Genomic DNA, 10,054 nt, shown 5'->3' on the forward strand with positions numbered 1-10,054 from the left:
ATGTAGTACAGTGTATTATGATTATTTTTGTAGCATAACAGATAGAAATGTTTTATAATTTGAAATAGTTAAATATTTAGTGGATTCATTCAAATATTGTTCACTCTACAGGGGGTATTCTTCTTATGCAGCAAACAAACAAATCTGAAAATTTAAACCGTGGCTTAAAACAAAGGCATATTACTTTAATGTCTCTCGGTTCAGCTATTGGCGTTGGACTATTTTTAGGATCAGCTTCCGCTATTAAACTAGCTGGCCCATCTATTTTACTAGGCTATATGATTGCCGGACTCGTTATTTTCTTCATTATGCGCGCACTCGGAGAAATGGCAATTGAACAACCGGTTGCTGGCTCTTTTAGTAAATATGCAAATGATTACATCAGCCCACTAGCTGGGTATATTACAGGCTGGAATTACTGGTTTTTATGGGTTGTTACTTGTATGGCGGAAATTACAGCAGCAGGCATTTACATGCAGTACTGGTTCCCTGATATCCCGCGCTGGACTTGGGCATTACTAGCTCTTTTATTAATGAGTGCTTTCAACTTCTTATCTGTGAAAGTATTTGGAGAACTTGAGTTTTGGTTTGCTCTCATCAAAATTGTCACAATTATCTGTATGATAGTGATTGGCTTTGGTATTATTCTATTCGGATTTGGAAATGGCGGCGTTGCAACTGGTATTTCAAATCTTTGGGAACATGGGGGCTGGTTCCCAAATGGCTTCTCTGGATTATTACTTTCCTTACAAATGGTATTATTCGCTTATTTAGGAGTCGAACTTATCGGAGTTACAGCTGGTGAGGCTCAAAATCCGAAAAAGACACTCGCAAAAGCAATTGATAACGTATTTTGGAGAATTTTAATATTCTACGTTGGAGCTCTATTCGTTATGATGGCAATTTACCCTTGGAACGAACTTGGCGAAAAAGGAAGTCCCTTCGTGCTAACATTCCAGCAAATTGGTATCGCAAAGGCAGCGGGCATTATTAACTTTGTTGTGTTAACAGCAGCTCTTTCTTCTTGTAACGGTGGTTTGTTTAGTACAGGCCGTATGCTATTTACATTAGCACAACAAAAGAAAGCACCCGAAAGATTCGGTCGTTTAAATAAAAATGGTATTCCGAGTCAAGGAATTATCGCAACAGCAATCGTTTTACTCGTTGGCGTTATATTAAACTATCTTGTTCCTGCAAAAGTGTTTACATGGCTAACTAGTATTTCAACTTTCGGGGCAATTTGGACTTGGGGTATTATATTAGTCGCTCAAATTAAATTCCGTAAAGGGTTACAAACTAATAAAAAGGATAAGCTAGCATATAAAATGCCTTTACACCCATTGAGTTCATATTTCTCACTCGGCTTCCTTGTACTTGTACTGGGTATAATGGCCTATTCAGAAGATACACGAATCGCATTAATCGTCGGGCCAATTTGGCTTATCGGCTTAGCTATCGTGTATTACATGAAAGGGTTCCATAAACTTGATGAATCATCTAATTCAAAAATTAGTTAAGTCCACGATCTCTTCCTACTTTACTAGGGAGAGATTTTTTCATTATTCACACAAATATTTCTCAATCTAATTAACGTTATCTTTACACTATTTAATATTTTCTATCTTTATTTTTACAGAAAAATAAATTACATTATTAAAGCACATATATTTATTATTAGGGGGATTCTTCTATGAAGAATAAAAAATGGGTTCAATTTTCTTTAGCAACAGCAATTACAATCAGTTTAGGAAGCGCTTATGTTCCATCTACTTATGCCGAAAGCTCTGTAGATCCAGCTCCTGAAATTGCTGCGAAAATTGCAAATCAAAACAATGGGAAAAAAGTATTATTCGATAATACGCACGGTCAAACTGCCGGGACAGCTGACTGGGTTATTGATGGCGGTTTTTCTGATTTCGGAAATGGCATTGCCCAAAACGGATATCATGTAAAAGAACTTCGTAAATCAGCACCTATTACATACGAAGATTTAAAAAACTACAATGTGTTTATCGTTCCAGAAGCCAATATTCCTTACAAAAAATCTGAACAAGATGCAATGTTACAATACGTAAAAAATGGCGGAAGTATCTTCTTCATTGCCGATCATTATAATGCAGATCGTAATAAAAACCGCTGGGACTCCTCAGAAGTGTTCAATGGCTATAGACGCGGTGCATGGGATAATCCAGCAAAAGGCATGTCTAGTGACGAAGTAAATTCACAGGCTATGCAAGGAGTCGAAAGCTCTGATTGGCTATCCGATAATTTCGGTATTCGTTTCCGCTATAACGCACTTGGTGATGTTTCAGCTAAAAATATTGTCTCACCTGCACAATCATTCGGAATTACAACTGGCGTTTCATCTGTAGCAATGCATGCCGGCTCTACTCTTGCGATTACAAATCCAAAACTAGCGAAAGGCCTTGTATATCTTCCAGAAAATCCATCAAAATGGAATAACGCTGTTGATAGCGGCGTTTATAACGGTGGTGGCGTTGCAGAGGGTCCTTATGCTGCTATTTCGAAAATTGGCCTTGGAAAAGCAGCCTTTATTGGTGATTCTTCTCCTGTTGAAGATGCTACGCCAAAATATGTTCGTGAAGATTCAGGTCAATCAAAGAAAACTTATGATGGTTATAAAGAAGAAAACGATGCTGTTCTATTAGAAAACATCGTGAATTGGTTAGCGAAGCAAGAAACATTTACAAGCTTAGATCAAGTGAGTGGTTTACAGCTTGATGCACCTACAGCTCTACAAACATTTGAACAACCAAGTTTATCAACAGAACCACAACCAGAACCTTGGAGCGCACCAAGTCAAGGTTACCAGTGGTTCAATACAAATACTTTCAAACCAGGTTCATACGGCTATAACGGTGCAGTGACAACGAGTGATTACGTAATTACGCACCCTAGCATTCTACCAAACAATGAGGTGTTCCAACTGAAGATTCAAGTAAATAACTTATTACCAAATACAACGTACAATAATTATTCTTTAGGTATCTTCACAACTGGCGGAACACAGGTGGCAAAAGTTCAAAATACAAATGGCACTTGGCCATCTTCTTTCGGATATAGCAGTGCATTCTCTTTCATCACAAATAACCAAGGATCTGCTGAAAAAATTGTGAATGTACAACTTGATCCAAATACAACTGGACAAGCAACACTTCGTCTACGTCAAAATACGACAGCGAAATATAGTGAAACTGTAACGATTGGTAAGAAGTAAAGTACAGTAAAAGGCAATCCACATATGGATTGCCTTTTTTTTCACTTCTCTTCTTTTGAGAAAAACATTCTTGAAATAACGATACCTATACTACCAACGATTAAGAATAACACCGCCCTAATCATCATCGACACCTCTGGTAGGTCGAGAAGGAATAACTTCCCTACTGTTACTACTAATACGACTAAGCCAGCATATAATATTTCGTTCATCTGTCTATAACGGCCAAACCAAACTGCAAATAACGCATATACCATCCATAATAACGATACAGATACGCTAATTATACTTCCATCTGTAGAAAGAACTTCACCGATCCTAGTAATTGTAATAAATACAATGACCATTAACGAGTAGAGCGCTATGGAATAAACATATTTACCAAAACTCGCTAACACTTCTTTCGCTTGTCTCATGCAATAATAGAACGTTCCTATCAAAATAATATGAGCGACAAATCCTGCCGAAATGAACTGATCAAACGGGCTAAAAATCGTCTGCACCATTCCAATCGCATAAATCGTTGCACTTACATACAATTTAATATTTTGCTTTACTTTAATAGCAGTAACCATACCGAGGAAACCTTGTAACAATAATACGATTGCTGCATTCACCAAACTGTACTCGTATAAAATCGCTAAACTAAATGACCCCATTGCAAAGCCAAATATTAGATTTGTAAATACAGAATGTTTATTCTTCCTATATTCAAGTGCGAACATAACAACATGCACGAATGCACTTATAACTAATCCCCACGTTGTAAATTCAGGAATTTGAGAAATGGCTAAAATAAAGAAAACTGCATTCGCACTAAATATCGCCAATCTTGCTTCTTGTATAAAACTTCTCTCCGAAAACATATGCCAAAATAATAGTAAATGAATTGCGCCGTATACAACTGTTAACTGTACTTGCACATTCTCTACTAATATTGACATAACAGCAAAGAAGACAAATAGGACAATTGCCGCCACAACATAAGAAATCATATACAAGTACTTATAACGGTTTCTCAATGCATACCATAATAGACTAATTGTTAATATCGTCTCATAACTAAAGAAAATATACGTATTAGGAGTCGTACTATTTAACAAGAAAGGAACAAAAAATGCTCCCACTGCCACGAAAATAGCGAGGTATTCCGATCTATACCTTTTCGCTAAATAAATCCCTAAAATAATCCATATAATGTTGCAAATAAACGCAATACTTGCAGGAATAAATTCATATAAATAATGTGCCGCAAACGTTGTTAAAACAATTCCCGTAATACTTCCTCCAGCTAATACTAACCCTAACGCTTGCCGCTCTCTTTTAATTTGTATATCTCCTACATAATACAAACCGGCAGATAGTACGATGCCAAACACAACCCGTATCGCTGGTGTTAACAATCCGGCATTTACCCCTGCTTTAAATAACCAAATAACGCCAAGTAGCATAATACCGACAAATATGCGTGGTAACCATGTTTGACAAAACTTTATAATATTAAATGGTTCTGGTTTAAATGCAGATATATCTACTTGTTTCACCTCTGGATCTTGCATGGACTCCCTCTTCTTAACAACATCTTCTTGTAACTTTTCATTACTTACTGCTTCAATATATTCTTTCTTTTCCTTATTAACATTTTGTTGAACTTTATCTACTTCTATTTTTCTTTGTTTCGCTTTCAATTCATAAAGTGTCTCTTGCATCGTTTCAATTGCCGTTTCGAGCGCTTCTATTTTCTTATTTAAATCCTCCTTCATACAATCCCCCTCATCATCGATTTTTCACTTGACCTATATATTACCAATTACCTTTATCATACTCTTAGTCTATTCATGTTCAATACTATTTTTCCAAAAAAAGAAAGGTGTTTTCCCAAATAGGAAAACACCTCTTACTTATTTCTTCTTATTTATAGCGATACTAACAATTACACCGAGGCAGACACCTACAAATGCCGGAACAATCCATCCTACACCTTCTGTATAAAACGGAAGCATTTTTAGTAGTGGTGTCCATTTATTCATCAGTACACTTTTGTTTAAAACATCAATCGCACTAAATGCCGCTACGAGCCCAATCGTTACCGAATATACGTATACATACTTTCCAATATACTTATGGAATAACCCTAAAATAATAAGCGTTAGTGCAACTGGATAAATAAATCCAAGAATCGGTACCGATACTTTTAAAATTTGCGTTAATCCTAAATTAGCTAAAACCATACTAACAAAACTTAATATAAATGCCCAAGCTTTATAAGATACTTTCGGAAATACACTTGCGAAAAATTGACTACAAGACGTAACAAGTCCTATGGAAACGCATAGACAAGCGACAGTAAAAATAAGACCTAATAAAACTAACCCACCTTGTCCAAATAATGTCGTCATAACTTGTGCTAACACTTTCGCACCGTTATCAAATGTACCCAATGAACCACTAATTGAGCCAACATATCCAAGAATGACATAAATAATAGATAATAAAAGCCCTGCTCCAATACCAGCAATGCTCATATATTTCGCTAAACCTTTATCATCCTCTACACCTTTTGCACGCAGAGCATTTGCAATAACAATCCCAAAGATTAAAGCCGCTAATGCATCCATCGTTAAATAACCATCTAAAAATCCTTGAAACATAGGAGCTTGTCCATAATTTCCTGTAGGCTCTTTCACACCGCCTACTGATGTAAACATACTTTTTATAAATATAATGGCAATCATACATAATAATAAAGGCGTTAACACCTTTCCAAACAAGCCCATTAATTTGGACGGAGATAAACTTAACCAGTAAACAATGCTAAAGAAAATAGCCGTGTACAATAACAAAACTACGCTACCCGCTTCTGGGAACAACTGACCTGGTCCCATTTCAAAAGCTAAACTTCCTGCACGTGGTATACCAAGACCTGGTCCAATAAATAAGTACACAATACATGGAAAAATAATTGCAAATGAAGAATGAACCCTGCCCGCTAACGTTTGAAAGCTCCCTGCTTTCGCAATAGCGATAACACCTAATATCGGAAGCCCTGTTGCTGACATAATAAAACCTAGCAATGCAATCCACACATGCTCTCCCGCTTCGTATCCAAGGAAAGGTGGGAATATAAGATTTCCCGCTCCAAAGAACATAGAGAATAACATAAGACTAATAAGCAAAATTTCTTTTTTCTGTAACAATTTCATTTCTTTCTCCTTCTTCAATTTCATCTCGCATGAGATCTATTCCACACGTAGGAAAAACGCGATAATCCGCTTCCTTACAAAGAAAACATAGTCCATAGTCTACCACAAAAGAAACACCCATTCTATATCTACTTCCCTTTTCCAATTTCTTCTGAAAAATCAACCTTTATTGACTTTTAATAGTTAATAAAGTAAAATATTAAATATACAAAACTATTAACTTTGTTTTTTGTTTGTGTCAGGAGGAAAAATCACATGGAATCAACGATGCAACTAGAAAGAGAACAACAAAGAAAAAAGAAACATCCTCCCGGTTTATACTTACTCTTCTTTACAGAAATGTGGGAAAGGTTTAGTTACTATGGATTACGAGGATTATTAACATTATATTTAACAACAGCTTTAGTAAGTGGTGGTCTTGGGTTTAGTCCCGCTTGGGCACTCTCTATTTACGGATTTTATACTGGTGCTTGTTATTTCACACCATTGATCGGTGGATACTTAACAGACCGTTTTCTAGGTAAACGAAAAGCCATCACAATTGGTGGTATAACAATGGCAATCGGTAACCTTACACTATTTGCCTTGCAAAACCAAGCCGGTCTATACCTCGGATTAGCGCTTATTATTATCGGTAATGGATTCTTCAAACCGAATATCTCTACACTTGTTGGAGAATTATACGAAGAGCACGATCCAAAACGTGATAGTGCATTTACAATATTCTATATGGGTATTAACGTCGGTTCATTTTTAGCTCCACTCGTTTGCGGATTTTTATCAGAAAATTTATTTAAAACAACAGTGGACGGTGTTGTTCATTACGGATTCCGTTACGGTTTCTTAGCCGCTTCAATCGGAATGATCATTGGACAAATTTTATTTACAACACTATCAAATCGCTTCCTTGGTGATATCGGTAAAAAACCAACTCGCGATTTGCAAACGGCTGCTGGACAACAAACAGTAGGAAATACACCGTTAACAAAAAAAGAAAAACAACGTACAACAGTTATCGTCATTTTAACATGCTTTGTTGTCTTCTTCTGGGCTGGATTTGAACAAGCTGGTAGTTCGTTAACACTATATACAAACAAATTTGTAGACCGCTCTGTGTTCGGATGGGAAGTTCCGACATCTTGGTTCCAATCGGTCAATCCGTTATTTATTATTTTACTTGCTCCAGTCATTTCGGCATTATGGGCAAAACTTGCAACTAGAAAAAGTGGGGACTTAAAAATCCCAACAAAAATGGGACTTGGTATGATCCTACTCGGTATCGGTTATATCATTCTCGTTATCGCTACATTAAAAACAGGTAGTGATGAACATAACATTACAGAAAAAGCAAACTTACTATTTATCGTCTTTACGTATCTTTTCCATACGTTAGGTGAGCTATTCTTATCACCTGTTGGACTATCAATGGTTAGCGCACTTGCTCCAGTAAAACTTGCTTCTTTATTAATGGGAGTATGGTTAGCAAGCTCAGGAATCGCCAACATTATAGGCGGACAGCTTGCAAGCTTCACAACTTCACTTGGATATGCTGAAGTATTTACAGTAATCGGAGCTGCAGCAATTATTTTAGGTTGTGTTTTATTATTAATTTCTAAGAAATTAGTGAAATGGATGGATTAAAAAAGATGAGGAAAAATTCCTCATCTTTTTTTTATGCTTTTTTACCTTTTTCTATTGCTTGTTCATACAGATCTTTGTGCTCTTTATATTCACTTGGCACGAAGTTTTTATAGAAAAATGACAGCCAGCTATCTCCTTTTTTATATCCTTCTTCTCGGATTTCTGCTGCCTTTTTATTTGATTTAAACCCTTCCGTAAACCATTTCTTTAATGACTCATGCTTTTCATACTTAGCAGGAACTTTTAAATCATAATTTTCAAATGCATATGTATATCCAGCTTTTTCCGCCATTTTTTGGGCAGACTTATATCCTTTTTCATACGCGGTTTCATATGCTTTCACATATGTATCCTTTTCGGTATTTCCAGGTTTCTTTTCAGCTAATGCTTTACCAGCCTTTTCACCAAGTTCCGCTTGTTCTTTTTCAATCTTTTCGGTTCTCTCTTTATTACCTACTTGGAAACCTTCTGCAAAGTTCACCTTAAACTCAGGAGTAATTTGACTATCGTCCATTGCCTCTTGTGCTAACCCTTGCTCTTTACCTTTTTCAAAATGTGCTTTTTTCTGTTCTTCTAAAGACCATGCAGCAGCATAAGCAGTTGTAAATGCTTGTTTATATGCATCTGGTTTTCCAGCTACATGTCCTTCTGCATTATTCTTTCCTGCTTTAAAATCTGTCTCTCCGCTTGTTTGCCCTTCAGCTTGTCCCTTTTCAGCCTCAGCTTTACGCTGCGCTTCCTCTGCCTTACGTGCTTCTTCTGCTTTGCGTTGTTCTTCTGCAGCACGCTGTCTTTCTTCCTCTACTTTGCGCTGTTCTTCTGCAGCGCGCTGTCTCTCTTCCTCTGCTTTACGCTGTTCTTCTGCAGCACGTTGTTTTTCTGCCTCAGCTTTACGCTGCGCTTCTGCTTGTCTTTCAGCTTCTACAGCACCATTATTATTTTGGCTAGGAGCTGGACTCGTTGCACCACTACTAGAAGCTGGTTTATTGTGATAATGATATTCCCCGTACTGCAATCCCCATTTTTCACAATTTGTACGACACGTATGTCCACCATTAGCATCTGTACGTCCTGGATGTGCATAAGCAGAAATTGGCGCTACCAATAACGCTACGCTTGTTGTTAAAAGAAGTCTTTTTACTTGCTGTTTCACTTTTGTTCCTCCCAAAATCTAGATTCATTACTTTATTATATAAAAATAGAAAAATACTTAAATACCAACTAAAATATTCTTTTATTTCTAAATGTTGGACAAAAAAAGAAGGTTCACTCTTTAAAGAGTGAACCTTCTTTTTTCTTTATTTCTTCGCCTTTGTTCCTACTAGATCACCCGTAATAACAAAACGCTTAGAATTATCCTTAACAGATACACATGTAATAAGTGTTATCTCATCTTTCCCATGATCCTCTACAACTTCCCATTTATCAGGAGTCACTTCAGATACACCGGTAACAGTATACTCATACTCATTTGCATTGTCATACAAATAAATTTTATCGTTCTTCTTTAAAGTTGATACATCACTAAATAAAACACCTTTTTTTGACATATTATGCCCTGCAAGCGCATAATTCCCCTGTCCCATTACTTGATTTTCTCTTACAGTTGCCGCACCTGATAATAAATTCTTTTCAGTCGACGCTTTTAAAACAGGAAGTTCTAATGAGATGCTCGGAATTGAAATACGACCGATTACTTGTTTTTTATCTAACGATGCACTCGCTACTTCTGCCAAGTCTGGTTGATTAATTTTTGAAGCATCTACAAATTCCGTGTCGTGCTTTTCATATTCCATCTTTTGAACAGCTTGCACATTCGCTGTCTGTTTCGTCTCTGCCTTATATCCATCATAAAATGGCTTTCCGATTAATACACCACCTACAACAAATAGAAGGATTGCTATTATACTATAAATTCTTTGCTTATTCATATACAATTCCTTTCCGTTACAAAATCTTACTCTATATAAAA

General features: G+C 36.5%; 7 protein-coding genes. 3 read left to right on the forward strand and 4 right to left on the reverse strand.

The window, feature by feature from the left end; all coding sequences use genetic code 11:
- Nucleotides 1-125 precede the first annotated feature (125 nt).
- Complete coding sequence (locus AB3X48_RS13050; protein WP_016103562.1) at nt 126-1,517, forward strand: amino acid permease; 1,392 nt, start codon at nt 126-128, stop codon at nt 1,515-1,517.
- Between the two features lie 173 nt (nt 1,518-1,690).
- Nucleotides 1,691-3,238 (forward strand): hypothetical protein, encoded by a 1,548-nt coding sequence (locus AB3X48_RS13055; protein WP_016103561.1) that lies wholly within the window; start codon nt 1,691-1,693, stop codon nt 3,236-3,238.
- A 41-nt stretch (nt 3,239-3,279) separates the two neighbouring features.
- Here the strand turns inward: AB3X48_RS13055 and AB3X48_RS13060 are convergent, their stop codons facing one another.
- Both AB3X48_RS13060 and brnQ1 read right to left on the reverse strand, forming a co-directional pair.
- A complete protein-coding gene (locus AB3X48_RS13060; RefSeq protein ID WP_016103560.1) occupies nt 3,280-5,001 on the reverse strand; it encodes a DUF2339 domain-containing protein in 1,722 nt (573 codons plus the stop codon).
- Nucleotides 5,002-5,139: 138 nt separating this feature from the next.
- Entirely contained in the window at nt 5,140-6,441 is a 1,302-nt protein-coding gene (gene brnQ1 / locus AB3X48_RS13065; protein WP_016103559.1) for a branched-chain amino acid transport system II carrier protein BrnQ1, read from the reverse strand.
- 255 nt (nt 6,442-6,696) lie between these two features.
- Here brnQ1 and AB3X48_RS13070 point away from each other — a divergent pair, with 255 nt between their 5' ends.
- On the forward strand, nt 6,697-8,082 hold the full coding sequence (locus AB3X48_RS13070) for a peptide MFS transporter (RefSeq protein ID WP_016103558.1): 1,386 nt from the start codon (nt 6,697-6,699) through the stop codon (nt 8,080-8,082).
- 31 nt (nt 8,083-8,113) lie between these two features.
- On the opposite strand, the gene AB3X48_RS13075 is transcribed toward AB3X48_RS13070, so the two are convergent.
- Both AB3X48_RS13075 and AB3X48_RS13080 read right to left on the reverse strand, forming a co-directional pair.
- Complete coding sequence (locus tag AB3X48_RS13075) at nt 8,114-9,235, reverse strand: YHYH domain-containing protein (RefSeq protein WP_088098700.1); 1,122 nt, start codon at nt 9,233-9,235, stop codon at nt 8,114-8,116.
- A 145-nt stretch (nt 9,236-9,380) separates the two neighbouring features.
- Nucleotides 9,381-10,013, reverse strand: a complete 633-nt coding sequence (locus AB3X48_RS13080; RefSeq protein WP_002159273.1) for a class A sortase — start codon at nt 10,011-10,013, stop codon at nt 9,381-9,383.
- Nucleotides 10,014-10,054 lie beyond the last annotated feature (41 nt).

Source organism: Bacillus sp. S4, from assembly GCF_040838205.1.
Lineage (GTDB): Bacteria > Bacillota > Bacilli > Bacillales > Bacillaceae_G > Bacillus_A > Bacillus_A cereus_U.